Below are 24,617 nucleotides of genomic sequence, written 5' to 3'. Positions count from 1 at the left end.
CTGGCCGTCACTTGATGACGTTCAAGGGCGTCAGCACCCCGAAGGACGTGGGCGTTCTGGCCTGATCGACCGTCAGGGCCCGTTCCGGTCAAGGCCGGAGCGGGCCTTTTGCGGGCGGTGGCTGCTGAGGTGTCACTATTCTGCTTGCGTGCAGCTCGCGAGGGGTGCCAGGATGCGCGGCCGGGCAGGTGATCGACTTGCCCCGGCAACACTTCCTGGGGGGATTCTCCGATGTCCCGTGCCACCTCTCCGCGGCTGCTCGCCGCCTGCGCCACCGCGGCCGTCGCGGTCGGCCTGTTCGTCGCTCCCGCCGCGCAGGCGGTGCCCGGTCCCGGGGTCACCGGCCCGACGGTCGGGTCGACGCCGACACTGGCCGGGGACGGCTGCAACGCCACCGGCACGCCCGGCTGGGTGACCACCGCCAACCCGGTGCTCACCGCCCGCACCACCGCGCCCTCCGCCCGCTTCAAGGTGTGGAACGCGACCGGCGCGAAGGTGTTCGACGGCGCCGCCACCGCCGCGGCCGACGGCACCGTCCAGGTCACCGTCACCGGTCTGACCGACGGTGCGGGCTACACCTGGCAGGTGTGGCCGGAGTACCAGCCCGGTTCCGGCGCGCCCACCGAGACCTGCCGGTTCGGCGTCGACACCGCCGCGCCCACCGGCCTGGCCGTGACCTCCACGGACTTCCCGGAGAACGGCGGCGGCAAGTTCGCCGGGCAGAAGGGCGTCTTCACCTTCTCCGCGACGGACGCCGGATCCGGCGTGGCCTGCTTCCGATACGTGCTGGACGGCACCCTGAGCGCCGGCGGCGGCTGCACCCCGGGCGCCGACATCGTCGAGGCCGGCGCCGACGGCACCGCGAGCGTCACCCTCAAGCCGGCCGCGTGGGGCACCCACAACCTCCAGGTGCAGGCGATCGACCGCACCGGCCAGGTCACCCAGCCGCTGAGCTACACCTTCTACGCGCCGTCGAACCCGAACCCGCCGAAGGCGCTCGGCGACGTCGACAACGACGGCGTCCCCGACATCCTGCTGCCCGACTCGCAGGGCAACCTGCTGGTGATCAGCGGCGACGCCGGCAGCACCACCCCGACCACCGTGGTGCCCGCCGTGTGGTCGCCCTGGGGCGGCAGCTGGAGCGGCCTGCAGATCGCGCACAAGGGCTGGAGCGGCGGCGGCGCGCCCGCCGACACCGTCTACGTGCGCGACGCCGCTCCCGACAACTCGGGCTACCTGTACCAGTACGTCAACCAGGGCTCGCTGCCGCTCGGCACCCGGTCGCCGTCGCTGATGAGCCACGCCACCTCGTGCGTCGACACCGCCAAGGCCCCGGTCGCCTGCCCGGCCGACCACAGCACCAGCTTCCGCGAGGTGCAGCAGCTGGTCGCGTTCGGCTCGGTGGAGCCCGGCAATCCGACCGCGATCACGCTGCTGGACGTCGAGCAGGGCAACCTGTGGCTGCAGCGGGACCCGTCGCGGTTCGGCAAGTCGACCCAGCTGACCACCACGGGTCTGTGGAACGGCTACGACCTGATCGCCCCGGGCCCGGACGCGAACGGGAACCTGGCGCTGTGGTCGCGCGAGCAGTCCACCGGCGTCCTGCGGGCGTACGCCGTGCCGAAGCTCGGCGAGGGCAGCTACGACTACTCCGCGCTCGCCGACCCGGCGAACGGCACCGTGATCGGCAACTTCCCGGTGGCCGAGTACCCGACCCTGGGCAGCTCCGGCGACCTGGACGGCGACGGCCAGGCGGACCTGTACGCCGTCACCGCCGACCGGCACCTGGTGACGTTCAAGGGCGTCGGCACCCCGAAGGACCTGGGCGTTCTGGCCTGATCGACCCTCGGGGCCCGTTCCGGCTGCGGCCGGGGCGGGCCCTCGGCGTGTCCGGACCTCTGGAGGTGGCCGAATCCGGCTGCTAGCCTGCCCGGCACGACTCCCGGGCGGATGGCGGCGAGGGGCCGAGGGCCGGGCCGGGGAGCAGGGGATGTGGGAGGCTCCGCGATGAGCACCAGCACCACCCTCGGCGACACCCGCCCCGAGTGGGCGCAGCGCCAGGAACGGGAACGGCGGCACCGGCGCGCCAAGTCCCGGCTGCGGTTGCCGCTCGCGGTGGCGGCGGCCTGCCAGGCGGTGCTGCTGCTGTGGTGGGCGGCCGGGTACCCGGCGTTCACCGGCACCGCCGCGGGCGGGGGCGCGCCGCTGTACGACGCGGCCGTGCGGGTCCTCCACCCGGCGGGGGTGACGCTGGCGCAGACCGCGGCGGTGGCGTTCGCGCTGGGGCACCTGGTGGCCGCGCTGGCCCGGTTCGGGGTGCGCGGCCGCTGGTCGGGGCCGGTGGCCGTGGCGCTGGCCGCGCTGCCGCCGACGGGCAGCCTGGTGGTCTCGCTCAGCCCGGAAGTGCCGTCCGCCGCAGGGGCGTTGCTGCTCACCGCGGCCGGTCTGCGGCTGCTCGCCCGGCGGGCGGAGGGGACGCTGCACCGGGGCGGCCCGGCGCAGCGGCTGGATCTGACGGTGCTGTTCTCGGCCATCGTGCTGCTCGCCCTGACCGGCCCGCGCGGCGCGGGCACCGCGCTGATCGCCGCGCTGGTGCTGCTGCCGGCGCTGCCCCGGGCGCGCGGCCGGCTCGCGCTGCTCACGGCCGCCGCGCTGGCGGTGCCGATCGTCCTCGCGCTGCTCGGCCACCCGGCGGCCCGGGCCGGCGACCTGCACCCGCTGCGCGCCGCCGACCTGGCGCTCGCCCAGTACCGCGACCCCGGCGGCGCGGACCGGGAGCTGACCGCGGTCGCCCCGCCCGCCGCCTGGGACGCGGCGGGCGCGGACTGCTCGTCGACCGCCGCCCTCACGGACCGCTGGGACTCCGCCGCCGCCGGCCGCGCACAGGACGAACTCGCCGCCGCCTGGCGGCAGTTGCTGCGGGAGCACCCGGACCGGGTGCTGGACGCCCGACTCTGCCGGGGCCGCCTCGCCTGGTCGGTGTGGGCGGGCGCCGGCGGCCCGCACGCCGCCACCGAGGTGCCGGAGGCGTCCCCGTCCTCGCACGGCCTGCTGCGGCCGCTGCACTCCGCGGCCGACTGGAGCCGCACCCTGCTGCGCGCCCCGCAGCTGGACTGGCTGCTGTGGCGCGGCGCCCTGTGGGCGTACCTGGGGCTGGCGGCGGCCCTGCTGTACGCCTGGCGGCACCGGCTGCCCGCGCTGGTCCCGGTGGCCGGCGCGGCCGTCCTCGGCACCCAGCTGTCGCTGACCGCGTCCGCCGCCGGGCAGGACTACCGGACGATGGCGGTGGCGCTGTTCCTCGGCCCGCTGCTGCTCACCCTGGCCACCGTCAGAACCGGCCGCGGCGCCGCCGCCTGACGGCACGCCGAAGGGCCCGCCCGGAGCGCACTCCGGACGGGCCCTTCGAACAGCGCGGGACTAGAAGCGACGCGTGACGAGCGCGCGCTTCACCTCCTGGATCGCCTTGGTGACCTCGATGCCACGCGGGCAGGCCTCCGAGCAGTTGAAGGTGGTGCGGCAACGCCACACGCCCTCACGGTCGTTGAGGACCTCCAGGCGCTGCTCGGCGCCCTCGTCGCGGGAGTCGAAGATGAAGCGGTGCGCGTTGACGATCGCCGCCGGGCCGAAGTACTGGCCGTCGTTCCAGAACACCGGGCACGAGGAGGTGCACGCGGCGCACAGGATGCACTTGGTGGTGTCGTCGAAGCGCTCGCGGTCGGCCTGCGACTGCAGACGCTCGCGGGTCGGCTCGTTCCCCGAGGTGATCAGGAACGGCATGACGTCCTTGTACGCCTGGAAGAACGGGTCCATGTCCACGATCAGGTCCTTGAGGACCGCGAGGCCCTTGATGGCCTCGACCGTGATCGGCTTCTCCGGGTTGACGTCCTTGATCAGGGTCTTGCACGCCAGCCGGTTGCGCCCGTTGATCCGCATGGCGTCCGAACCGCAGATGCCGTGCGCGCAGGAGCGGCGGTACGTGAGGGTGCCGTCCTGCTCCCACTTGATCTTGTTGAGCGCGTCCAGGACGCGCTCCTTCGGGTCCATTTCGAGCTGGTAGTCCACCCACACCGGGTCCGGGTGCTCCTCCGGGTTGAACCGGCGGATCCGGAAGGTGACGTTGATCAGCTTGGTGCTGCCCGCCTCGACCGCGTCCAGCGCGGCCGAGTGCTTCTCGACGGTCGGAGTGGACATCAGTACTTACGCTCCATCGGCTGGTAGCGGGTCTGCACGACCGGCTTGTAGTCGAGGCGGATGGAGGTGGAGCCGTCCTCGGCCACCTCGCGGTACGCCATGGTGTGCTGCATGAACTTCACGTCGTCGCGGGTCGGGAAGTCCTCGCGGTAGTGACCGCCGCGGGACTCCTCGCGGGCCAGCGCGGACACGACCAGCACCTCGGCCAGGTCGAGCAGGTTGCCCAGCTCGATGGCCTCCAGCAGGTCGGTGTTGTACCGCGAGCCCTTGTCCTGGATCGCGACGTTCTTGAAACGCTCCTTGAGCGCCGTGACGTCCTCGACAGCCTGCTGCAGGGTCTTGCCGGTGCGGTAGACGGACACGTTGGTGTCCATCGACTCCTGCAGCTCCTTGCGGATCTGCGCGACGGACTCGGTGCCGGTGGACTCCCGCAGGCCCTCGACCAGCGCCTCGACCAGCGCGCCCGGGTTCTCCGGCAGCTCGACGAAGTCGTGGTTGTCGGCGTACGCGGCGGCGGCGATGCCCGCGCGGCGGCCGAACACGTTGATGTCCAGCAGCGAGTTGGTGCCCAGGCGGTTGGCGCCGTGCACCGACACGCACGCGACCTCGCCCGCGGCGTACAGGCCGGGAACGACGTCGGTGTTGTTGCTCAGGACCTCACCCTCGACGTTGGTCGGGATGCCGCCCATCGCGTAGTGCGCGGTGGGCTGGATCGGGATCGGGTCCGTGTAGGGCTCGATGCCGAGGTAGGTGCGCGCGAACTCGGTGATGTCGGGCAGCTTGGCGTCCAGCTGCTCCGGCGGGAGGTGCGTCAGGTCCAGGTAGACGTGGTCGCCGTCGGGGCCGCAGCCGCGGCCGGCCCGGATCTCCGAGTAGATCGCGCGGGAGCACACGTCACGGGACGCGAGGTCCTTCATGACGGGGGCGTAGCGCTCCATGAAGCGCTCGCCGTCCTTGTTGCGCAGGATGCCGCCCTCGCCGCGGGCGCCCTCGGTGAGCAGGATGCCCATCCGCCAGATGCCCGTCGGGTGGAACTGGAAGAACTCCATGTCCTCCAGCGGCAGGCCGCGGCGCAGCGCCACGGCCTGGCCGTCACCGGTCAGGGTGTGCGCGTTCGAGGTGACCTTGAACATCTTGCCGGTGCCGCCGGAGGCGAACACCACGGCCTTGGCCTGGAAGACGTGGATCTCGCCGGTGGCGAGCTCGTAGGCCACCACGCCGGCGGTCTTGCCCTCGTTGATCAGCAGGTCGAGGACGTAGAACTCGTTGAAGAACTCCACACCGTGCTTGACGCAGTTCTGGAACAGCGTCTGCAGGATCATGTGGCCGGTGCGGTCCGCGGCGTAGCAGGACCGGCGGACCGGGGCCTCGCCGTGGTTGCGGGAGTGGCCGCCGAAGCGGCGCTGGTCGATCCGGCCCTGGTCGGTGCGGGAGAAGGGCAGGCCCATCTTCTCCAGGTCGAGGACCGCGTCGATGGCCTCCTTGCACATGATCTCGGCGGCGTCCTGGTCGACCAGGTAGTCACCGCCCTTGACCGTGTCGAAGGTGTGCCACTCCCAGTTGTCCTCCTCGACGTTGGCGAGCGCGGCACACATGCCGCCCTGCGCCGCGCCGGTGTGCGACCGGGTCGGGTAGAGCTTGGTCAGAACCGCGGTGCGGCTGCGCTGGGTCGACTCGATGGCCGCGCGCATGCCGGCGCCGCCGGCGCCGACGATGACGGTGTCGTACTGGTGAATCTGCATGGGGTCAGTCGCCTCTGGTGGCTCGTCAGATGTTCGGGTCGAAGGTGAAGATCACCAGGGTGCCGAGGACGACCGTGAAGACGGTCGCGACACCGAGGAGACCCTTCAGCCACAGACGAGTGGCGTCCTTCTCCGCGTAGTCGTTGATGACGGTGCGCATGCCGTTCGAGCCGTGCAGCATCGCCAGCCACAGCATCAGCAGGTCCCACATCTGCCAGAACGGGGAAGCCCAGCGGCCCGCCACGAAGGCGAAGCTGATCTTCGAGACGCCGCCGTCCAGCATCAGGTTGATCAGCAGGTGGCCGAGGACCAGCACCACCAGGACGACACCCGACAGGCGCATGAACAGCCAGGCGAGCATCTCGAAGTTGGTGCGGGTGCGGCGCGGGGTCTTCTTGGTGCGGGCCCGGGCGGGCTCCACCACGAAGGCCTCGGCAGGGTTGCCGGTGCCCAGACCCTGGCCCGTGTGGGCCTGGAGCGAGGGGACCACCAGGTCCTTGGTCTCAATGGACATCCGGATCAGCCCCCGAACCAGGTGCGAAGGGTGTGCTGCAGAACGGGGTAGAAGGCGCCGCCCATCAGGACGACCCAGATGCCGACGACGGTCCACAGCATCTGCTTCTGGTACTTCGGGCCCTTGGCCCAGAAGTCGACCGCCACGACGCGAAGGCCGTTCAGGGCGTGGAACAGGATGGCGGCCACCAGGCCGTACTCCATCAGGTTCACCAGCCACACCTTGTAGGTGGCGATCACCGAGTCGTACGCCTCGGGCGACACCCGCACCAGGGCGGTGTCCAGGACATGTGCGAACAGGAAGAAGAAGATCAGGACGCCGGTGACTCGGTGAGCCACCCAGCTCCACATGCCTTCCCGGCCGCGGTACAGCGTTCCAGCCGGCACGGAAAACCCTCCGGAAGCGGATTGGGGGCTCGGCCGGCTTTCTGTCGGTCAGCCCGGCCGGATACGGTCCACCGGCCGCGAGCATCCTATCGACGCGCCGCGCCCCTCCGCCGTCGGGGGCCCCTGCTGTGATCAATCAGGCACGCACGGGCTAATCGGAACGGGAACCCCGACGCTCCGTGACGAAGCCCTCGCAGCACGGCCCGGGGCCGCCCGGTCAGCTCCGGACGGCCACCAGGTGCTCCAGGCGGGTCAGCGCGATCCGGCGCAACCCACCAGGTGCTCCAGGCGGGTCAGCGCGATCCGGCGCAACTCCTCGGCGGAGATGAGGCGTTCCTCGTCCGGGTCGTGGGCGAGCCGGGTGCGGATCGAGGTCAGCACCGCGTCGAGCATCTCCTCCGGGTCCACCCCGTCCAGGCAGACCACGAAGACGTGGCCGAAACGCGCCTCGTACGCGGCGTGCGCGGCGCGCAGCGCGGTGTGCGCCGCCTGGCTGCCGGGGGCGCGCATGCCGAGCAGCGGCTGCGGCATCCAGCTCTCGTCGGCCAGCGCCTCGGCGAGGTCCGCCGGGCGCAGGTCGTAGCTGGCCTCGCTGGCGGCCGCGAGCAGGGAGCCGATGTCGGGGTAGGGGCGGTGGGCGGTCAGGCGCAGGGCCCAGCGGTGGCTGCCGCAGCAGGCGAGCAGCGCCTCCTCGACCGCGCCGGAGTCGGCCTCGTTGAACCGGTGCAGTCCCAGTAGGGACGGATCCGTCCGCACGTCGAGACGCTGCGGCGGGATGTCGCTGGCCAGCGGATCCTCCTCGTGAGGGCGGGAAGGGGGGATGCTGCAGAGACAGAGGGAGGGTGTGGCAGTGCCTCCGCCCGGAGTCGGCGACGGCTCGGCGGGGCAGCGCCTCCACGGTAGTTGAGGGTTCATCAGTTGGGGAGGCGGCGGGCCGATTTCATCCGATCGAGCTATCAAGTTGTGACCCGCCGCCGTTGTCGTTCACCGAGGTCCGGTCAGCCGGTCCGGTGCACCTTGTGGTTGGCCGCCTGCGCCCGGGGCCGGACCACCAGCAGATCGATGTTGACGTGTGCCGGACGGGTCACCGCCCAGGAGACGGTGTCGGCGACGTCCTCGGAGGTGAGCGGCTCGGCGACGCCCGCGTACACCGCGTCGGCCTTGTCCTGGTCGCCGCGGAACCGGGTCAACGCGAAGCCCTCGGACTTCACCATTCCGGGAGCGATCTCGATCACCCGGATCGGCTCGCCCACGAGTTCGAGGCGGAGGGTCTGCGCCACCGAGTGGACGGCGTGCTTCGCCGCCACGTAGCCGCCGCCGCCCTCGTACGTGGCCAGCGCCGCCGTCGAGGACATGATCAGCACGGTGCCGTCCCCGGTGGCGCGCAGCGCGGGCAGCAGCGCCTGGGTCAGGTGCAGCACGCCCATCACGTTGACCTCGAACATGGTGCGCCAGTCCGCCGGGTCGCCGGTCTCGACGCTTTCCGCGCCGAGCGCGCCGCCCGCGTTGTTCACCAGCACGTCCACCCGGCCGACCTCGGCGGCGAACGCGTCCACCGCGGCCCGGTCGGTGACGTCCAGGGTGAAGGCGCGGCCGCCGAGCTCCTTCGCCAGCGCCTCGATCCGCTCGGTGCGGCGGGCGGTCAGCACCACCTGGAAACCGTCCGCGGCCAGCCGCCGGGCGGTCGCCGCCCCGATGCCGCTGCTGGCGCCGGTGACCACCGCCACCTTCTGCTCGCTCATGTCCCACTCCTCGTGTCTCGGCCTGGTGTTCGGTGCAGGTGGATCATCCCAAGGAACGGTTCGCACGTGTTGTGAGCAAGCTCCCAGCCGTGGCACCTGTCTGCCCGTGAGGGGCACGGCTACATTGCGTTGCGTATCCAGCCGAGGCGTCAATCGGCGCCAACCCCCATCACCTTCCGCGGAGGACATCCATGGCAGCCGAGCCCCGCCGCACCGAGTCGGGCCTGCCGATCGAGCCGGTGTACGGCCCCGAGACCCTGGCCGGCTTCGACGCCGCGAGCCGGCTCGGCACCCCCGGCCAGTACCCGTTCACCCGCGGCGTCTACCCGACCATGTACACCGGCAAGCCGTGGACGATGCGCCAGTACGCCGGCTTCGGCACCGCCGCCGAGTCCAACGCCCGCTACAAGCAGCTCATCGCCAACGGCACCATGGGCCTGTCCGTCGCCTTCGACCTGCCCACCCAGATGGGCTACGACTCGGACGCGGCGATCTCGCACGGCGAGGTCGGCAAGGTCGGCGTCGCCGTCGACAGCGTCGAGGACATGAACGTCCTGTTCGGCGGCATCCCGCTGGGCGAGGTCTCCACCTCGATGACCATCAACGCGCCCGGCTCGCTGCTGCTGCTGCTCTACCAGTTGGTCGGCGAGGCCCAGGGCGTGCCGTCGAACAGGCTCACCGGCACCATCCAGAACGACGTGCTCAAGGAGTACATCGCCCGCGGCACCTACATCTTCCCGCCCAAGCCCTCGCTGCGGCTGATCGCCGACGTCTTCCAGTACTGCCGGGCCGAGATCCCCAAGTGGAACACCATCTCCATCTCCGGCTACCACATGGCCGAGGCCGGGGCGAACCCCGCGCAGGAGATCGCCTTCACCCTCGCCAACGGCATCGAGTACGTGCGCACCGCCGTCGCCGCCGGCATGGACGTCGACGACTTCGCGCCCCGGCTCTCCTTCTTCTTCGTCTCCCGCACCACCCTGCTGGAGGAAGTCGCCAAGTTCCGTGCCGCGCGCCGGATCTGGGCCCGCGTCATGAAGGAGGAGTTCGGCGCGAAGAACCCCAAGTCGCAGATGCTGCGCTTCCACACCCAGACCGCCGGCGTCCAGCTGACCGCCCAGCAGCCCGAGGTCAACCTCGTCCGGGTCTCCGTGCAGGCGCTCGCCGCCGTCCTCGGCGGGACGCAGTCGCTGCACACCAACTCCTTCGACGAGGCGATCGCGCTCCCCACCGAGAAGTCCGCGCGGCTCGCGCTGCGCACCCAGCAGGTGCTCGCCTTCGAGACCGACATCACCGCCACCGTCGACCCGTTCGCGGGCTCCTACGTGGTCGAGGCGATGACGGACGAACTGGAGGCCGCCGCGCTGGAGTTGATGGCCAAGGTCGAGGACATGGGCGGCGCCGTCGCGGCCATCGAACAGGGCTACCAGAAGAGCGAGATCGAGCGCACCGCGTACCGCATCCAGCAGGAGCAGGACTCCGGCACGCGGACCGTGGTCGGCGTCAACCGCTTCCAGCTCGCGGCGGAGGAGCCCTACGAGCCGCTCAGGGTCGACCCGGCGATCGAGGCGCAGCAGGCGGAGCGACTGGCGCGGCTGCGGGCGGACCGGGACTCGTCGGCGGTGGACCGCTCGCTCACCCTGCTGCGCAAGGCGGCGGAGGGGACGGACAACGTGCTGTACCCGATGAAGGAGGCGCTGGCGGCTCGCGCGACGGTCGGCGAGGTGTGCGACGCGCTGCGCGGCGTGTGGGGCACCTACGTGCCGGTGGACCGCTTCTGAGGGCCGCGCCCACGCACAAGTCGCTGTAAGCGGAAGAGGGGTGCCGGGGAAGGATCCCCAGCACCCCTCAACTGCGTTCTACGGACTACTTCTTGATGGCGAAGGACTTGAAGAAGCCCTTGCCCGGGGAGCCCAGGCCGGTGGCCGTGTCGTAGCCGCCGGCGGCCGAGAGGCCGAAGTCGGCGCCGATCTTGTAGAGGCGGACCTTCAGGGCGCCGTTGACGACGCCGAGGTCGACGACGTTGCCGCGCTTGGTGTGGACGGCGTTGTCGTCCACGTCGTGGAAGGCGTTGGTGGCGGCGCGGTCGTACAGGGCCGGGTTGGCGAAGCCGAGGGCGCGGCCGCCGCGGGTCTCGATGGCGTTGGCGAACATGGCCGCGGTCTCCGGGGCGGAGACCGAGGTGCCGCCGAAGCCGCCCTCGCTGTAGGCGCCGTCGGCGGTGAAGCCGACCAGGGTGGCGGCGACCAGGTCACCGCTCATCGCGATGTCGGGGGTGGCGCGCAGCGGGGTCTTGGACGCGGTGCCGTCGGCCGCGGTCCGGCTGATGCGGTCCGGGACGACGCCCTGCTGGTACCACGGCTGGGCGAAGTCCTTGGAGACACCGCCGCCGCCGCCGAAGTAGAACTTGCCCGGCATCGGGGTCCAGGACTTCTGGTCGGCGGAGAGCACCGAGCGCAGGTCGCCCATGGAGACCTCGTGGCCGTACTTGCCGGCCTTGTCGTTCAGCTGGAGGGCGGTGCCGCCGACCGAGGTGACCCACGGGGACGCGGACGGCCAGTCGGCCTGCGCCTGGTTGGTGTCGGCCTCGCAGTTGACGCCGGTGGCGGCCGCGCCCGGCGAGCTGTCGCCGCAGTCGCCGGAGGAGAAGGTGAAGCCGATGCCGGTGAGGGCGCCCAGCTGGAAGATCTGGTTGTCGGCGGCCACCACGGCGGGGTCGATGTCGCCGGACTTGCCGTGCATGATCTCGCCCCACGAGTTGGAGACGACGTCGGCGAGGTGCTCGTCCACGACCTTGGCCATGGCGTCGTAGAGGTCCTCGTCGTAGCAGGAGTTGCCGCCGACGTAGACGACATTGGCGTCCGGCGCGAGGCCGTGCACCATCTCGACGTCGAGCGCCTCCTCGCCGGCCCAGCCGGCGGGGCCGCCGCACTCGGCCTCGTGGACCCACTTGTCCGGGGTGACGTACTCGGTGTACTGGCCCGGCTTGAACGGCTGGTCGCCGTGCAGGGAGGAGAAGTGGTTGGCGTCCTGCTCCATGGTGGACAGGCCGTACGCGTCGATGATGGCGACGCGGGCGCCCTTGCCGCCGACCTTGGCGTCGGTGACGCCGTAGGCCTTGCGGAGCTGGGAGGGGATGTACGAGCAGGGGGCGAACGGCTCGTTCTTCTCGTAGCCCTCGGGGGCGCCCTTGGCGGTCTTCGAGCCGTAGCCGTCCTCGGAGCAGGTCGCGACGGTCGGCAGGGCCGCCGGGTCCTTCTTGTCCGGGCCGGCGAGCTTGGCGGCGGCGTTCAGGCGCTGCTCCGCCTCGCGGACCGAGGTGGCGGAGGAGACGTTCTTGTGGATCGAGTCGGCCAGGCCGGAGACGGCGAGGACGGCGTCGGAGACGGAGGCCGGCACCTTGGCGTCGGCGGTCGGCGCCCGGTGGGTGCCGTCCGCGGTGCGGTAGTTGTGGAAGCCGGTGCCGAACGCCTTGGTCATCGCGGCGGTGGAGCCGGCGACCTGCACGTAGTGGGCGTTGCTGGCCGAGACGGTGAGGCCTGCGGCGGACACCCAGTCGGTGACGGCCTTGACCTGCTCCGGGGTGGCGCCGAACTTCGCCTGGACCTGAGCGGACGTCAGGTACTGGCCGTAGCTCGGGGACTTGGGGTCGGAGACGGCCCGGGCGAGGGCGGCGAGGCCGCTCGCGTCGCGGCCGGCCAGGTAGATCCGGGCGGTCGCCGGGGCGGCGGCGTCGGCCGCGCCCGCGTCGGCCTGCGGGGTGGCCCACTCCGGGTGGGTGCCCGGCAGGGCGCGGGCGGTGTCGCCCACGGGGGTGGCGGCGGTGGCCGGAACGGCCGCGCCGAGGGTGGTGATGATCAGTGCGGCCGCGACGGTGGCCGGAGCGATGCTCTTGGCGAGCCGATTGCGCGTGATGGGCACGTCGGTCCCCCCTTCTCGGTTCGATGGAGCGTCAGCCGCCCTTCGTGAGGGCGTGACGAGGCGCGCCGCAGGCGGACTGTCCCACCCCACTGCGGCACCGGAGTTGACTGTGCGACAGCTGTCTATTCGGACTGATGTGCGCCGCTCAAGAGTGAGGCCGAAAGATTTACCCGGCCATGACCCGATCGGGGGGAAGGGTTGGTCGCGGGCGGGGCGGCGGGCCCCGGGGGAGTGGTCACCGTGTCCGGCCGCCGGTGCAGGTCGTTGCATACGAAGGGAGCCGAACACAGGCGCGGGCCGAATCGAAGAGTCATACCCATCGTGGATCCCGGTATGCATCCAAACGGTGAGAACTTTGGTGGAAGAGGGGCCAAAAGCCTCTCACCGGCCTAGTCTTGTCAAGGTGAACGATCCTCAGCCTGCAGCCGCTGCCACCGTCACCGCCGTCCGCCCGCTCGCCGCCCTCCGGGCCCGAGTAGCGGCCCACCAGGCCGAGTTGATCGACCTGCGCCGTGATCTCCACCGGCATCCGGAGCTCGGCCGCCAGGAGTTCCGCACCACCAAGCTGCTGCGCGAACGACTGGTCGCCGCCGGGCTGGAGCCGCGGGTGCTCCCGGGCGGCACCGGTCTGCTGGTGGACCTCGTCCCGCCGGGCACCGCGCCCGGCACCCCGCTGCTGGCGTTCCGCGCCGACATCGACGCGCTGCCGATCGACGACGCCAAGAAGGACGTCCCGTACCGCTCCACGGTGCCCGGCCGGGCGCACGCCTGCGGGCACGACGTGCACACCGCGGTGGTGCTCGGCACCGCGCTGGTGCTGGCCGAGGCGCTGGCCGCGGGGGAGCTGACCCGTCCGGTGCGGCTGATCTTCCAGCCGGCGGAGGAGACGATGCCGGGCGGCGCGCTGGACGTGATCGCGGCCGGCGGGATGAAGGGGGTCGGGCGGATCTTCGCGGTGCACTGCGACCCCAAGGTGCAGGTCGGCCGGATCGCCCTGAAGACCGGGGCGATCACCTCGGCCTGCGACAAGGTGATGATCAGCGTGGACGGCCCGGGCGGGCACACCGCCCGCCCGCACCTGACCACCGACCTGGTCACCGCGGTCGCCAAGCTGGCCGCCGAGGCGCCGTCCGGGCTGGCCCGCCGGATGGACCCGCGCTGGGGCGTCTCGCTGGTGTGGGGGCGGATCGCGGCCGGCTCGGCGCCGAACGTGATCCCGCAGCACGCCGAACTGGAGGGCACCGTGCGCTGCTTGGAGCTGGCGGGCTGGCGGCAGGCGCCCGAGGTGCTGGAGGAGCTGATCGCGCACCTGGCCGAGACGTACCGCGCCAAGTGGACGCTGAACTACCACCGGGGCGTCCCGCCGGTGGTCAACGAGGCCGACTCGATCGACCAGCTGGAGCGCGCCATGAACGAGCGGTTCGCCGAGGGCCGCGGCCCGGTGGTGGAGCCGACCGAGCAGAGCCTGGGCGGCGAGGACTTCTCCTGGTACCTGGAGCACGCGCCGGGCGCGCTGGCCCGCCTCGGCGTCCGCAGCCCGGACGAGAAGGGCGTCCGCGACCTCCACCAGGGCGACTTCGACGCGGACGAGCGGGCGATCGCCATCGGCGTCGAGCTGTTCGCCTCGCTGGCCCTGGAGCACGCCCGGATCTGAGCGCGCACCGGGGCGGGCCCCCTTCCGGGAGAGTCGTTCGCGCGGCCGGATCCGCCGCGCGAACGACCACCGGGGAGGGGGCCCGTTCCATGGGCCGGGGCCGACGGCCGGGGCCGGCGGGGCCGCTCCGGCGGGTGCGGGGAGGCGTGTTCCGGGGTAGGGGGCGGAGGCGTACCGTGGTGGCGCGCTACCAGCCAGTAGCGGAACGGGAGTTGAACAAGTGTGCGGCTATGTCCGGATTTGCCCGGGCGTACGACCACATTTTGATAACAACCCCGGGGCCCGTGCAGGCCGTAACACAACCGTGTTCTACGCGCGTTACGGTGGCGCTCGACCACGCCAAACGGGTGTGTGAGAAGGAGAAACTCCCTTGCGCCGTTCACTCAAGCTCGCCGCGGCCGTGCTCTCGGGTTCCCTGGGCATCGCCTCGCTCGCCGCCTGCGGCGCAAAGAGCACCGACAACAACACCGCCGGTGCCGGCGGCGGCTCCGGTCTGAAGGTCGGCATGGCCTACGACATCGGCGGCCGTGGGGACCAGTCCTTCAACGACTCCGCCGCGCGTGGTCTGGACCAGGCCAAGTCCGAGCTGGGCGCCACCATCAACGAGGCCGAGGCCAAGTCCGGTGAGTCCGAGGCCGACAAGGAGCAGCGCCTGAAGTCGCTGGTCAGCGGTGGCTTCAACCCGGTCATCGCGGTCGGCTTCATCTACCAGGACGCCGTCAACAAGGTCGCCAAGGACAACCCGAACGTCAAGTTCGCGATCGTCGACTCGAACTCGCCGGACCAGCCGTCCAACGTGACCTCGCTGACCTTCTCCGAGGAGCAGGGCTCCTTCCTGGCGGGCGTGGCCGCGGCCAGCAAGTCGAAGACCAAGCACGTCGGCTTCATCGGCGGCGTCCAGTCCGAGCTGATCAAGAAGTTCGAGGCCGGCTACACCGCGGGCGCCAAGTCCGTCACCCCGGACATCGCCGTCGAGGTCACCTACCTGTCGACCCCGCCGGACAACACCGGCTTCGCCGACCCGGGCAAGGGCAAGCAGGCCGCGCAGGGCCAGCTCGACAAGGGCGCGGACGTCATCTACTCCGCCGCCGGCTCCTCCGGCAGCGGCTCCATCGAGGCCGTCGCCACCGCCCCGGGCAACAAGTGGGCGATCGGCGTCGACTCCGACCAGGCCAACCAGCCGGCCCTGTCGAAGTACAAGGACCACATCCTCACCTCGATGCTGAAGAACGTGAACACCGCGGTGTTCTCCTTCGTCAAGTCGGTCAAGGACGGCAACGCCCAGGGCGGCGTGAAGAACTTCGACCTGAAGGACGGCGGCGTGTCGCTGTCCGTCACCGGTGGCTACATCGACGACATCAAGGCGAAGATCGACGCCGCCACCCAGCAGATCACCAGCGGCGCGACCAAGGTCCCGACCGTCCCGCAGGGCTGATCCCCTGCCGGTGCGCCGTCCGCCCGCCGGGCGGCGCAGTGGTCTGACACATCTCACGGAAGGGGCTCGGACGGGATGCGCGCTGCGCATCCCCCGGGCCCCTGCCCATGCCGCACCCCGGTGTCCGTCCGGCGGCTGCACCACCCCAGGGTTCCCTCTTGAGCCTCCAGCGCGACGAAGCGCCCGACGACCAGCAGGAGATCGCCATCACCCCCTCCGACTCCGCCTCCCCCGGCGGCATCCCCAGCGCGGGGACGGCGACACCGGCCGTCGAACTGCGCGGCATCACCAAGCGCTTCCCCGGTGTGGTGGCCAACCACGACATCGACATCACCGTGCAGCGCGGCACCGTGCACGCCCTGATGGGCGAGAACGGCGCCAGCAAGTCCACCCTGATGAAGATCCTCTACGGGATGCAGAAGCCGGACGAGGGCACCATCGCCATCAACGGCGAGCAGGTGGTCTTCGCCACCCCGGGCGACGCGATCGCCCGCGGCATCGGCATGGTGCACCAGCACTTCATGCTGGCCGACAACCTCACCGTCTGGGAGAACATCGTCCTGGGCAGCGAGAAGCTGTACGGCATCGGCGCGAAGGCGAAGGCGAAGATCCGCGAGCTGTCCGACCAGTACGGCCTCGGCGTGCGGCCGGACGAGCTGGTCGAGGACCTCGGCGTGGCCGACCGGCAGCGCGTGGAGATCCTCAAGGTGCTGTACCGCGGCGCCCGGATCCTGATCCTGGACGAGCCGACCGCGGTCCTGGTCCCGCAGGAGGTCGACGCGCTGTTCGACAACCTGCGCGAGCTCAAGGCCGAGGGCGTCACCGTCATCTTCATCTCGCACAAGCTGCACGAGGTGCTGTCGGTCGCCGACGCGATCAGCGTGATCCGCCGCGGCACCACGGTCGGCGACGCCGACCCGAAGGTCGTCACCGCCCGCCAGCTGGCCGAGCTGATGGTCGGCGCCGAACTGCCCTCCCCGGAGAGCCGCGAGTCCACCGTCACCGACGTGGAGATGCTCCGCGTCGAGGGACTGCGGATCGCCAAGCCGGACGCCGAGGGCGTCGAGCGCGTGGTGCTGGACGACATCTCGCTGCGCATCCACAAGGGCGAGATCCTCGGCATCGCCGGTGTCGAGGGCAACGGCCAGGCCGAACTGGTCGAGGCGATCATGGGGATGCTGCCGCTGGACGCCGGCACCGTCACGCTGGACGGCGCCGACCTGACCGGCACCCGCACCCGGGCCCGCCGCGAGGCCGGCATCGGCTACATCCCGGAGGACCGGCACCGGCACGGCCTGCTGCTGGAGGCCCCGCTCTGGGAGAACCGGATCCTCGGCCACGTCACCGAGCGCCCCAACTCCAAGGGCGCGCTGCTCGACCCGGCCGGCGCCCGGGCCGACACCCAGCGGATCGTCGAGCAGTACGACGTCCGCACCCCCGGCATCGAGGTCACCGCGGCGTCGCTGTCCGGCGGCAACCAGCAGAAGCTGATCATCGGCCGCGAGATGAGCCACGACCCGAAGCTGCTGATCGCCGCCCACCCGACCCGCGGCGTGGACGTCGGCGCGCAGGCGCAGATCTGGGAGCAGATCCGCTCCGCGCAGCGCGAAGGCCTGGCGGTGCTGCTGATCTCCGCCGACCTGGACGAGCTGATCGGCCTGTCCGACACCATCCGGGTGATCTACCGCGGCGCGCTGGTCGCCGACGCCGACCCGGCCACCGTCACCGCGGAGGATCTGGGCACCGCGATGACCGGCGCCGCCACCGGCCACATCGTCTCCGACACCGGCACCACCGGCTCCGACCGGGTTCCGCCCACCGACACCGCCGATTACGTGCAGGCGGGGGAGTAGCCACATGACCAGTCCCAACCCCCCGGCTGCCCAAGCGGCCGACCGGCCGCGCAAGCGGCAGATCGACCTGGAGCGGATCGGGCTCGGCCTGGCCGCGCCCGTGCTGGCCGTGCTGCTGTCGGTGATCATCGCCGGCACGCTGCTGGCGGTCTCCGGCCGCGACCCGTTCGGCGCCTTCCGGATCATGTGGAACTACGGCACCGCGTCGGACGGCCAGGTCGCCGTCCTGAACAAGGCGACCGTGTACTACCTGGCCGCGGCCGCCGCCGCGTTCGGGTTCCGGATGAACCTGTTCAACATCGGCATCGAGGGCCAGTACAAGCTGGCCATGATGATGGCCGCGTTCGTCGGCACCCAGATCGACCTGCCGGCCTTCCTGCAGATCCCGCTGCTGCTGATCGTCGCGATGTTCGTCGGCGGCCTGTGGGCGTCGATCGCCGGTGTGCTGAAGGTCTACCGCGGCGTCAGCGAGGTCATCTCGACCATCATGCTGAACGCCATCGCCACCGCCGTGATCGGCGTGCTGCTGGTGCCGGGCATCCTGGCGCCGAAGACCGGCGGCACCACCAACTCGATCCAGACCGCGAAGATCTCCGAGTCCAGCCACTTCTTCTCGATCGAGACCCAGGGCGGCACCCTGTGGGGCTTCATCGTGATCGCGGCGCTGGTCGGCGTGGTCTTCCACTTCACCCTGAACCGCACCCGGTTCGGCTTCGACCTGCGCGCCACCGGCCGCTCGGAGACCGCCGCCAAGGCGTCCGGCGTCAACGTCAAGCGCATGGTGATCACCTCGATCGTGGTCTCCGGTGCGCTGGCCGGCCTGGTGGGCCTGCCCGAGCTGATGCAGAACACCCCGTACTTCGGCCAGAACGTGCAGGTCGGCCTGGGCTTCATCGGCATCTCGGTGGCGCTGCTCGGCCGCAACACCCCGATCGGCATCGCGTTCTCCGCGCTGCTGTTCGCCTTCCTGGACGCCTCCGGCGCCCAGCTGCCCACCCGGGGCGACTACCCGGCCGAGATCATCCCGGTGATCCAGGGCACCATCGTCATCTGCGTCGTCGTGGCCTACGAACTGGTGCGCCGCTTCGGCCTCAAGCGCCAGCAGCAGAAGGTCGGCGCCGAGCTCGCCGCGCAGGCCGCCGCCGCTGCGGCCGCCCAGAAGGAGGTGGCGGCATGAGCACCACTGTCGCCAAGCCGACGTCGTCCGTCGCGCCCGCGAAGAAGAAGTCCAAGCTGACCTGGCCGGTGGTGCTGCTGCTGATCGCGCTCGCGCTGCTGCTGTTCGCGGCGATCGGCGCGGTCACCGGCAACCACGGGCTGACCTCCTCGGGCCAGATCGGCGCCGCGGTGTCCTCCGCCGTGCCGATCGCCATGGCCGGCCTCGGCGGCCTGTGGGCCGAGCGCGCGGGCGTGGTCAACATCGGCCTCGAAGGCATGATGGTGGCCGGCACCTTCTGCGGCGCCTGGGCCGGCTTCCTGGTCAACCCGTGGGTCGGCCTGCTGGCCGGCATGGCGGGCGGCGCGGCCGGCGGTCTGCTGCACGCGCTGATCACTGTCACCTTCGGCGTCGACCACATCGTCTCCGGCGTCGGCATCAACCTGCTGGTCCCCGGCATCTGCGCGTACGTCAACCGGATCTACTACAAGGACTACGTGGCCGACGGCGCCGGTGCGAACCAGTCGCCGCCCGCCGAGTCGCTGCCCACCTTCACCGTCCCCGGCCTGTCGAACTGGCTGGACGGCATCGAGCAGCACCACTGGTTCCTGGTCTCCGACGTGGCCGGCATCGTCCGCGGCCTCACCACCGAGCTGTCGGTGGTCACCCTGATCGCCGGCGCGTTCCTGGTCGGCAGCTACTTCGTGCTCTGGCGCACGGTGTTCGGCCTGCGGCTGCGCTCCTGCGGCGAGAACCCGACCGCGGCCGAGTCGCTGGGCGTCAACGTCTACAAGTACAAGTACCTCGCGGTGATCTCCTCCGGCGCCTTCGCGGGCCTCGGCGGCGCGTACCTGTCGCTGGTCGCCGCGCACTTCTACCGGGACGGCCAGACCCAGGGCCGCGGCTTCATCGGCCTGGCCGCAATGATCTTCGGCAACTGGATGCCGGGCGGCCTGGCCGCCGGCGCGGGCCTGTTCGGCTTCACCGACAGCCTCCAGCTGCGCGACGCCGACTCGGTGCACGTGCTGCTGCTGGTGGTCGCCATCGCGATGGCGGCGCTCGCGCTGTGGCAGTTCTACCGCCGCAAGTTCACGGCCGGCGCGATCAGCCTGGTGGTCGCCGGCGGCGTCGCCCTCTGGTACGCCACCACCGACGCCGTCCAGCGCCCGCTGATCGTCGCCACCCCGTACGTGATCACCCTGGTGGTGCTCGCGCTGGCCGCCCAGCGACTGCGGATGCCCAAGGCCGACGGCCAGATCTACCGCAAGGGACAGGCCAAGTGACGCCGCCCCTGACCGCGGACGCGGTGGACTGGGAGGCGCTGCGGGAGGCCGCCCGCGCGGCGATGCGCCACGCCTACGCCCCCTACAGCAAGTACCCGGTCGGGGCGGCGGCCCTGGTCGACGACGGCCGCACGGTGACCGGCTGCAACGTGGAGAACGCCTCCTACGGCCTCGGCCTGTGCGCCGAGTGCGGCCTGGTCTCCGCGCTGCACGCCACCGGCGGCGGCCGGCTGACGGCGTTCACCTGCGTGGACGGTGCCGGCGAGCTGCTGATGCCGTGCGGGCGCTGCCGCCAGCTGCTCTTCGAGCACGGCGGTCCCGACCTGCTGGTCGAACTGCCGTCCGGGGTACGGCCGATGAGCGAGGTCCTGCCGGACGCGTTCGGGCCGGACAAGCTGTAGCTCCTGCTGGCTGATCACTTTGTTACGCGCGTAGAGTGTCGCGGGAGGACATCCCGCGGCACTCTTCGCATTTCACACCTCTCTGGAGCACCTGCATGGACGCCATCTCCGTCATCCGGGCCAAGCGCGACCGGGGCGAGCTGACCGACCCCCAGATCGACTGGGTGATCGACGCCTACACCCGCGGCGAGGTCGCCGACGAGCAGATGTCCGCCCTCGCGATGGCCATCCTGCTCAACGGCATGACGGCCCGTGAGATCAGCCGCTGGACCGACGCCATGATCCGCTCCGGCGAGCGCATGGACTTCTCCTCGCTCGGCGTCCCCACCGCCGACAAGCACTCCACCGGCGGCGTCGGCGACAAGATCACCCTCCCGCTCGCCCCGCTGGTCGCCGCCTGCGGCGCCGCCGTCCCGCAGCTCTCCGGCCGCGGCCTCGGCCACACCGGCGGCACCCTCGACAAGCTCGAATCCATCCCCGGCTGGCGCGCCCTGCTCTCCAACGACGAGATGCTCGCCGTCCTGCGCGACTGCGGCGCCGTGATCTGCGCCGCCGGCGACGGCCTGGCCCCCGCCGACAAGAAGCTCTACGCCCTGCGCGACGTCACCGGCACCGTCGAGGCCATCCCGCTGATCGCCTCCTCGATCATGTCCAAGAAGATCGCCGAGGGCACCGGCGCACTCGTCCTGGACGTCAAGGTGGGCTCCGGCGCGTTCATGAAGAACCTCGACGACGCCCGCGAGCTCGCCCGCACCATGGTCGGCCTCGGCCGCTCCGCCGGCGTCGCGACCGTCGCCCTGCTCACCGACATGTCCACCCCGCTCGGACTCACCGCCGGCAACGCCCTCGAAGTCCGCGAATCGCTGGAGGTCCTCGCCGGCGGCGGCCCCGCCGACGTCGTCGAACTCACCCTCGCGCTCGCCCGCGAGATGCTCGCCGCCGCGGGCGTCCACGGCAAGGACCCGGCCGACGCCCTCCGCGACGGCTCCGCCATGGACCACTGGCGCCGCATGATCACCGCCCAGGGCGGCGACGTCGACGCCCCCCTCCCCGTCGCCCGCGAGACCCACGTCATCCCCGCCCCCGCCACCGGCGTCCTCACCACCCTCGACGCCTACGCCGTCGGCGTCGCCGCCTGGCGCCTCGGCGCCGGCCGCGCCCGCAAGGAGGACCCGGTCCAGGCCGGCGCCGGCATCGAACTCCACGCCAAGCCCGGCGCCACCGTCACCGCCGGCCAGCCCCTCCTCACCCTCCACACCGACACCCCCGAGCGCTTCCCCTACGCGATCGAGGCCCTCGCCGACGCCGTCACCGTTGCCCCTGTCGGCACCGCCTTCACCCCGGCCCCGATCGTCCTGGACCGGATCGCCTGACGGTTCGCCGACGCGCCCTGCGCGCCCGCTCTCAGGAGTAGGTGCGCAGGACGCCGGTGTCGAGGGTCCACGGGCCGACGGTGATGACGTCGCCGAAGGCGAAGTCGGTGCGGCGGGTGTAGCCGGGTTCGTCGTGGATGATGCCGGTGCCCTTGCGGGGGTCGACCAGCAGGTAGAGCGGAATACCCATCGCGGCGTAGTCGGCGACCTTGGCCCGGTAGTCGTTCTCCGGGTTGGACACCGAGACGATCTCGACCACCATCAGCACCTCGTGGGGAAGCAGCGCGGGCTTCTCCACGTCCAGAGCCGCTTCCGGGAACACCATCAGGTCGGGATTCCGGAGCCGGCCCAGCCCAGGGTCCTCCAGGTCCGCACCGCCGTGGGCGAGGAAACCCGGATGGGTGTGCGGGAGCTGCTCGTTGAGTTGACGGGCCAGCCGGACCACTGCCAGCTCGTGACGGCTCACCGGAGACATCATCATGACGATCTCGCCGTCCGCGATCTCGACCTTTCCTATGCCCGGCACCTGCGGCAGCTGGTCGGCGATCGCACGGAGTCTGGCAAACGTGGCAGGGTCGACGCTCATGCCCGGAGTGTATCGACGGCCACCGCCCGGCGGGCGGCTGTGGCGCGGTGGGTGGCGTACAGGGTGACGCCGGCCGCGCAGGCCATGGCGGTGAGGGCGACGGCAGCCGTGCCGGACCAGCCGGTGGAGTGGTAGGCGTCGGCGCCGATCGTGCCGCCGAGGCTGTTGCCGAGGTAGTAGGCGATCAGGTAGAGCGCGGAGGCCTGGGCGCGGCCGGTGGCGGCGGTGCGGCCGACGGCGGAGGACGCGGTGGCGTGGCCCGCGAAGAAGCCGGCGGTGATCAGGACCAGGCCGAGGATCGCGAGGAACAGCGAGTTCGCGAGGGAGAGCAGCAGGCCGGCCGTGGTGGTGGAGATCGCCAGGTAGAGGGTGCCGCGGCGGCCCCAGCGGGCGGTCAGTCGGCCGGCCGAGGCGGAGGACGCCGTGCCGACCAGATACACCACGAAGATCGACGCGGCGACGGACTCCGGCAGGTGGAACGGCGCCGAGGTGAGCCGATACCCGACGGTGTTGTAGACCGCGCCGAAGACCGCCATGAACAGCATCCCGAGCGCGTACAGCCGCAGCAGCAGCGGGTTGCGCAAGTGTCCGGCGACGGTCGTGGCCAGTGCGCGGGCGTCCACCGGCGTCCGCCGGAAGTGCCGGGCCCGGGGGATCAGCAGCCGGAAGGCGAGCACCGCGAGCAGCGCGAGGACGGCCGAGACCGCCAGCCCCCAGCGCCAGCCCCAGGCGGCCGCGACCCAGCCGGAGACCAGGCGTCCGCCCATCCCGCCGATCGAGTTGCCGGCCACGTACAGGCCCATCGCGGAGGCCAGCGCCGCCGGGTGCACCTCCTCGGCGAGGTAGGCCATCGCGGTGGCCGGGAGCCCGGCCAGCGCCGCGCCCTGGACGGCCCGCAGGACCACCAGCGTGGTGAGGTCCGGGGCGAACGGCAGCGCGAGGGCGAGCAGCGCGGCGGCGAGGGTGGACGCCGTCATCACGGCGGTGCGTCCGTACCGGTCGGAGAGGGCGCTGGCGGGCAGCAGCGCGAGCGCGAGGCCGAGCGTCGACGCGGAGGCCGTCCAGCTGGCCTGACCGGGCGTCAGGTCGAGGTCGGCGGAGAGGATCGGCAGCAGGCCCTGGGTGGAGTACAGCAGGACGAAGGTGGCGACACCGGCCGCGAACAGGGCGAGGTTGGCGCGGCGGAAGTCCCGGCTGCCGGGGCGCAGGCGCAGGTCGGTCACGGATGCGGGGGATGCGGGGGCGGGCGCGGAGAGCGCCTCGGTACTGGCAGGCTGCATGCCAATGACGCTATGGCGGCGCGGGCTGATGCGTCCAATGCATGAATGAGGGAAGATCCATGCCGTGACGTATGAGAGCAGCTCCGCGCCCACCCGCCTCGCCGAACTCGGTCCGGACGCCGATGTGACGCGCCTCGCACCGCAGTTGGCGGAGTTCGCGGCGGTCGCCCGACTGGAGCACGTCACCCGGGCCGCGCAACTGCTCGGCATGCCGCAGCCCACCCTCTCCCGCGCGGTCGCCCGCCTGGAGGCGCAGCTCGGCGTCGACCTGCTCGCCCGGCAGGGCCGCACCGTCCGTCTGACCCGGGCCGGACGGCTGCTGCTGGACGCCGTCGAACGGGCGCTCGCCGAGGTCGAACGCGGCGCGGAGGCGGCCCGCGCGGAGGCCGACCCGACGGCCGGGCGGGTTGCGTTCGGCTTCCTGCACACCATGGGGACGGACGCGGTGCCCGCCCTGCTGCGAGGGTTCCGGGCCGGGCATCCGCAGGTCCGCTTCCAACTGGTGCAGGACTACGTCGCCGCGATGCTGGAACGCCTGCGCGCCGGGGAGTTGGACCTCTGCCTGGTCTCCCCGCTGCCCGACATGCCCGAACTGACGGCCCGTCCGCTCGACGAGCAGCGCCTCTACCTGACCGTCCCCGCGGACCACCGGCTCGCCGGGCGCCGCCGGATCCGCCTCGCCGAGGTCGCCGATGAGCCGTGGGTGACGGTCGAGCAGGGCTACGGCCTGCGCCACATCATGGAGGGCTTCTGCGCGGAGGCCGGCTTCACCCCGCGGATCGCCTTCGAAGGCGAGGAGGTCGAAACCCTCCGCGGCCTGGTCGCCGCCGGCCTCGGCGTCGCCCTCCTCCCACCCGCCCTCGTCCCCCGCCCGGGCGTCGTCGAACTCGAAGTCACCGCCCCCCGCACCCGCCGAGCCATCGGCCTCGCCTGGCACGCGACCCGCCCCCTCACCCCACCGGCAGCCGCATTCCGGGACTTCGTCCTGTCCCGCCGGGGAAGCATCCTCGCGCACGACTGAGTGAGGGTTCCGCTTCGCGGGGAGGGTTCCGCTTCGCGGGGAGGGTTCCGCTTCGCGGGGAGGGTTCCGCTTCGCGGGG

At 71.7% G+C, this 24,617-nt stretch carries 20 protein-coding genes; 11 read left to right on the top strand and 9 right to left on the bottom strand.

Features of this window, described 5'->3' with window-relative positions:
* Positions 1–231: 231 nt before the first annotated feature.
* Together IEZ12_RS07935 and IEZ12_RS07930 are read left to right on the top strand one after the other, a co-directional pair.
* Positions 232–1,839 carry a hypothetical protein gene (locus IEZ12_RS07935; RefSeq protein WP_189271418.1) on the top strand — a complete coding sequence of 536 codons (1,608 nt, stop codon included), beginning with the start codon at positions 232–234 and terminating at the stop codon, positions 1,837–1,839.
* A gap of 168 nt (positions 1,840–2,007) precedes the next feature.
* Positions 2,008–3,357 (top strand): hypothetical protein, encoded by a 1,350-nt coding sequence (locus tag IEZ12_RS07930; RefSeq protein ID WP_189271417.1) that lies wholly within the window; start codon positions 2,008–2,010, stop codon positions 3,355–3,357.
* A 60-nt stretch (positions 3,358–3,417) separates the two neighbouring features.
* Here IEZ12_RS07930 and IEZ12_RS07925 read toward each other — a convergent pair whose 3' ends face one another.
* From IEZ12_RS07925 to IEZ12_RS07900, 6 genes are all read right to left on the bottom strand, one after another.
* Complete coding sequence (locus IEZ12_RS07925; RefSeq protein ID WP_043914358.1) at positions 3,418–4,191, bottom strand: succinate dehydrogenase iron-sulfur subunit; 774 nt, start codon at positions 4,189–4,191, stop codon at positions 3,418–3,420.
* Entirely contained in the window at positions 4,191–5,933 is a 1,743-nt protein-coding gene (gene sdhA, locus IEZ12_RS07920; RefSeq protein WP_189271416.1) for a succinate dehydrogenase flavoprotein subunit, read from the bottom strand. Before sdhA ends, IEZ12_RS07925 begins: the two co-directional genes overlap by 1 nt.
* A gap of 25 nt (positions 5,934–5,958) precedes the next feature.
* Entirely contained in the window at positions 5,959–6,447 is a 489-nt protein-coding gene (gene sdhD / locus IEZ12_RS07915) for a succinate dehydrogenase, hydrophobic membrane anchor protein (RefSeq protein WP_229847337.1), read from the bottom strand.
* A gap of 5 nt (positions 6,448–6,452) precedes the next feature.
* The gene (sdhC, locus tag IEZ12_RS07910) at positions 6,453–6,833 is read right to left on the bottom strand and encodes a succinate dehydrogenase, cytochrome b556 subunit (protein ID WP_189271415.1); all 381 of its coding nucleotides are present in this window, start codon (positions 6,831–6,833) and stop codon (positions 6,453–6,455) included.
* A 252-nt stretch (positions 6,834–7,085) separates the two neighbouring features.
* The gene (locus IEZ12_RS07905) at positions 7,086–7,589 is read right to left on the bottom strand and encodes a 2-oxo-4-hydroxy-4-carboxy-5-ureidoimidazoline decarboxylase (protein WP_189271414.1); all 504 of its coding nucleotides are present in this window, start codon (positions 7,587–7,589) and stop codon (positions 7,086–7,088) included.
* 242 nt (positions 7,590–7,831) lie between these two features.
* Positions 7,832–8,575: an SDR family oxidoreductase gene (locus tag IEZ12_RS07900; protein WP_189271413.1), complete on the bottom strand. Its 744-nt coding sequence runs from the start codon at positions 8,573–8,575 to the stop codon at positions 7,832–7,834.
* Positions 8,576–8,766: 191 nt separating this feature from the next.
* Between IEZ12_RS07900 and IEZ12_RS07895 the strand changes: the two genes are divergently transcribed.
* Positions 8,767–10,356 (top strand): acyl-CoA mutase large subunit family protein, encoded by a 1,590-nt coding sequence (locus tag IEZ12_RS07895; protein ID WP_189271412.1) that lies wholly within the window; start codon positions 8,767–8,769, stop codon positions 10,354–10,356.
* An 85-nt stretch (positions 10,357–10,441) separates the two neighbouring features.
* On the opposite strand, the gene IEZ12_RS07890 is transcribed toward IEZ12_RS07895, so the two are convergent.
* A complete protein-coding gene (locus IEZ12_RS07890) occupies positions 10,442–12,496 on the bottom strand; it encodes a S53 family peptidase (RefSeq protein WP_189271411.1) in 2,055 nt (684 codons plus the stop codon).
* 403 nt (positions 12,497–12,899) lie between these two features.
* Here IEZ12_RS07890 and IEZ12_RS07885 point away from each other — a divergent pair, with 403 nt between their 5' ends.
* From IEZ12_RS07885 to IEZ12_RS07855, 7 genes are all read left to right on the top strand, one after another.
* Positions 12,900–14,150: an amidohydrolase gene (locus IEZ12_RS07885; protein WP_189271410.1), complete on the top strand. Its 1,251-nt coding sequence runs from the start codon at positions 12,900–12,902 to the stop codon at positions 14,148–14,150.
* Between the two features lie 370 nt (positions 14,151–14,520).
* Positions 14,521–15,585, top strand: coding sequence for a BMP family lipoprotein (locus tag IEZ12_RS07880; RefSeq protein ID WP_189271409.1), 1,065 nt, complete (start codon positions 14,521–14,523; stop codon positions 15,583–15,585).
* Between the two features lie 107 nt (positions 15,586–15,692).
* Complete coding sequence (locus IEZ12_RS07875; RefSeq protein WP_373295450.1) at positions 15,693–17,438, top strand: ABC transporter ATP-binding protein; 1,746 nt, start codon at positions 15,693–15,695, stop codon at positions 17,436–17,438.
* Between the two features lie 4 nt (positions 17,439–17,442).
* Positions 17,443–18,615, top strand: a complete 1,173-nt coding sequence (locus IEZ12_RS07870) for an ABC transporter permease (RefSeq protein WP_043914346.1) — start codon at positions 17,443–17,445, stop codon at positions 18,613–18,615.
* Positions 18,612–19,877, top strand: coding sequence for an ABC transporter permease (locus IEZ12_RS07865; protein WP_189271408.1), 1,266 nt, complete (start codon positions 18,612–18,614; stop codon positions 19,875–19,877). Before IEZ12_RS07870 ends, IEZ12_RS07865 begins: the two co-directional genes overlap by 4 nt.
* Positions 19,874–20,278, top strand: a complete 405-nt coding sequence (locus tag IEZ12_RS07860; protein WP_043914344.1) for a cytidine deaminase — start codon at positions 19,874–19,876, stop codon at positions 20,276–20,278. The genes IEZ12_RS07865 and IEZ12_RS07860 overlap by 4 nt, the downstream gene beginning before the upstream one ends.
* Positions 20,279–20,373: 95 nt before the next feature.
* The gene (locus tag IEZ12_RS07855; protein ID WP_189271407.1) at positions 20,374–21,651 is read left to right on the top strand and encodes a thymidine phosphorylase; all 1,278 of its coding nucleotides are present in this window, start codon (positions 20,374–20,376) and stop codon (positions 21,649–21,651) included.
* A 31-nt stretch (positions 21,652–21,682) separates the two neighbouring features.
* Here IEZ12_RS07855 and IEZ12_RS07850 read toward each other — a convergent pair whose 3' ends face one another.
* Together IEZ12_RS07850 and IEZ12_RS07845 are read right to left on the bottom strand one after the other, a co-directional pair.
* Positions 21,683–22,237 carry a Uma2 family endonuclease gene (locus tag IEZ12_RS07850; RefSeq protein WP_189271406.1) on the bottom strand — a complete coding sequence of 185 codons (555 nt, stop codon included), beginning with the start codon at positions 22,235–22,237 and terminating at the stop codon, positions 21,683–21,685.
* Positions 22,234–23,517, bottom strand: a complete 1,284-nt coding sequence (locus IEZ12_RS07845; protein ID WP_189271405.1) for an MFS transporter — start codon at positions 23,515–23,517, stop codon at positions 22,234–22,236. Before IEZ12_RS07845 ends, IEZ12_RS07850 begins: the two co-directional genes overlap by 4 nt.
* Positions 23,518–23,581: 64 nt before the next feature.
* On the opposite strand from IEZ12_RS07845, the gene IEZ12_RS07840 reads away from it, so the two are divergent.
* Positions 23,582–24,538, top strand: a complete 957-nt coding sequence (locus tag IEZ12_RS07840; RefSeq protein WP_189271404.1) for a LysR family transcriptional regulator — start codon at positions 23,582–23,584, stop codon at positions 24,536–24,538.
* Positions 24,539–24,617 lie beyond the last annotated feature (79 nt).

This window comes from Kitasatospora griseola (assembly GCF_014648555.1).
Classification (GTDB): domain Bacteria; phylum Actinomycetota; class Actinomycetes; order Streptomycetales; family Streptomycetaceae; genus Kitasatospora; species Kitasatospora griseola.
This window is presented reverse-complemented; position numbering and strand designations above follow the sequence as displayed.

Bases quoted from the DNA above. Each gene is read 5' to 3' on its own strand.
- IEZ12_RS07935 (WP_189271418.1), top strand. From the start codon at position 232: ATGTCCCGTGCCACCTCTCCGCGGCTGCTCGCCGCCTGCGCCACCGCG.
- IEZ12_RS07930 (WP_189271417.1), top strand. From the start codon at position 2,008: ATGAGCACCAGCACCACCCTCGGCGACACCCGCCCCGAGTGGGCGCAG.
- IEZ12_RS07925 (WP_043914358.1), bottom strand. From the start codon at position 4,191: ATGTCCACTCCGACCGTCGAGAAGCACTCGGCCGCGCTGGACGCGGTC.
- sdhA (WP_189271416.1), bottom strand. From the start codon at position 5,933: ATGCAGATTCACCAGTACGACACCGTCATCGTCGGCGCCGGCGGCGCC.
- sdhD (WP_229847337.1), bottom strand. From the start codon at position 6,447: ATGTCCATTGAGACCAAGGACCTGGTGGTCCCCTCGCTCCAGGCCCAC.
- IEZ12_RS07900 (WP_189271413.1), bottom strand. From the start codon at position 8,575: ATGAGCGAGCAGAAGGTGGCGGTGGTCACCGGCGCCAGCAGCGGCATC.
- IEZ12_RS07895 (WP_189271412.1), top strand. From the start codon at position 8,767: ATGGCAGCCGAGCCCCGCCGCACCGAGTCGGGCCTGCCGATCGAGCCG.
- IEZ12_RS07875 (WP_373295450.1), top strand. From the start codon at position 15,693: ATGCCGCACCCCGGTGTCCGTCCGGCGGCTGCACCACCCCAGGGTTCC.
- IEZ12_RS07870 (WP_043914346.1), top strand. From the start codon at position 17,443: ATGACCAGTCCCAACCCCCCGGCTGCCCAAGCGGCCGACCGGCCGCGC.
- IEZ12_RS07865 (WP_189271408.1), top strand. From the start codon at position 18,612: ATGAGCACCACTGTCGCCAAGCCGACGTCGTCCGTCGCGCCCGCGAAG.
- IEZ12_RS07855 (WP_189271407.1), top strand. From the start codon at position 20,374: ATGGACGCCATCTCCGTCATCCGGGCCAAGCGCGACCGGGGCGAGCTG.
- IEZ12_RS07850 (WP_189271406.1), bottom strand. From the start codon at position 22,237: ATGAGCGTCGACCCTGCCACGTTTGCCAGACTCCGTGCGATCGCCGAC.
- IEZ12_RS07845 (WP_189271405.1), bottom strand. From the start codon at position 23,517: ATGCAGCCTGCCAGTACCGAGGCGCTCTCCGCGCCCGCCCCCGCATCC.